Here is a 1192-nt window from a genome sequence, read left to right as displayed (position 1 = left end):
GCCGGTCCGTGATCTCATAACGACGCATAGGCTTTTTGATACTCTAACAACTGCCAGGAAAAATAATTCTACAATTGTCAACGCGCCCCAGGACGATTTTTAAAAAGAACCATCAAAACGCCAGTCCCAGAGAAGGGCAACCACCAGGGATTGCCCCTACAAAAAAAAGCCGATGAAGGTCTGCACCAACATCGGCTTTGAAGAATCTCAGTAATTGACAATCAGCTATTAGGTCAGCATGCCGCCGTCTACCTGTAGGGTTTGGCCGGTTACGTAGGCAGAAAGGTCAGAGGCCAGGAACACGGCGGCGTTGGCCACATCCTCGGGGGCACCTCCGCGCTTTAGCGGAATGGCTTTGCGCCACTCGGCCACCACGGCGGCATCCAGCTCGTCGGTCATGTCGGTTTCAATGAAGCCCGGGGCGATGGCGTTGCTGCGGATGTTGCGGGAACCCAGCTCCAGGGCCACGGATTTGGTGAACCCGATGATGCCGGCTTTGGAGGCGGCGTAGTTGGCTTGTCCGGCGTTGCCTTTGATGCCCACCACGGAGGTCATGTTGATGATGGAACCGCTTTTGGCGCGCATCATGTGCTTGGTAGCGGCCTTGGTCAGGTTAAACACCGATTTCAGATTGGTGTTGATCACGGCGTCCCACTGCTCTTCAGACATGCGCATGAGCAAGCCGTCTTTGGTAATACCGGCGTTGTTCACCAGCACATCCAGCTTCCCGAAGTCCTTCACCACATTCTCTACCAACTGCTCGGCCTGGGCGAAGTCAGCCGCATCGGAACGGTAACCTTTGGCCTGAATGCCGTACTCGGCTAATTCCTGCTCCAGGGCCTGGCCTTTCTCCACGCTGGAGAGGTAGGTGAAGGCCACGTTGGCACCCATTTCGGCATATTTTTTCGCGATGGCCCGGCCAATGCCCTTGGAGGCGCCGGTTACTAAGGCAATTTTTCCTTCCAGTAATTTCATAGTGCTTCTTTAAAGGGATTCCGCCGTGCGGCGAACGCTCCCCGGTTCTCAGCACCAAATATACTAATTGCCCGCGGGAGCCAAAGAACCCATGTCAGGTTTTCAAAAGGAATGACCGTTTCAGGTCTGTTTTCAGGAAAAGAGCCCCAAAACGCTGGGGAGGAATATTGTTTAAGCAAACGTTGTAGAGCTATCCAGATGCAGCGTTTTCCGTCCC

Annotated in this window: 2 protein-coding genes; both read right to left on the bottom strand. The window is 54.2% G+C overall.

Annotated features, from left to right (window positions below; translation table 11 throughout):
* Positions 1–228: 228 nt before the first annotated feature.
* Positions 229–975, bottom strand: coding sequence for a 3-oxoacyl-[acyl-carrier-protein] reductase (gene fabG / locus H7U12_RS20735; protein ID WP_186641743.1), 747 nt, complete (start codon positions 973–975; stop codon positions 229–231).
* Positions 972–1192 (bottom strand): hypothetical protein (locus tag H7U12_RS22485; RefSeq protein ID WP_206683968.1); only part of this gene is annotated, 221 nt, incomplete at its 5' end. The genes H7U12_RS22485 and fabG, both read right to left, overlap by 4 nt.

This window comes from Rufibacter sediminis (genome assembly GCF_014269285.1).
Classification (GTDB): domain Bacteria; phylum Bacteroidota; class Bacteroidia; order Cytophagales; family Hymenobacteraceae; genus Nibribacter; species Nibribacter sediminis.
Note: the sequence above shows the minus strand (reverse complement) of the source record. Positions and strands in the feature narration are given on the sequence as shown.

Bases quoted from the DNA above. Each gene is read 5' to 3' on its own strand.
- fabG (WP_186641743.1), bottom strand. From the start codon at position 975: ATGAAATTACTGGAAGGAAAAATTGCCTTAGTAACCGGCGCCTCCAAG.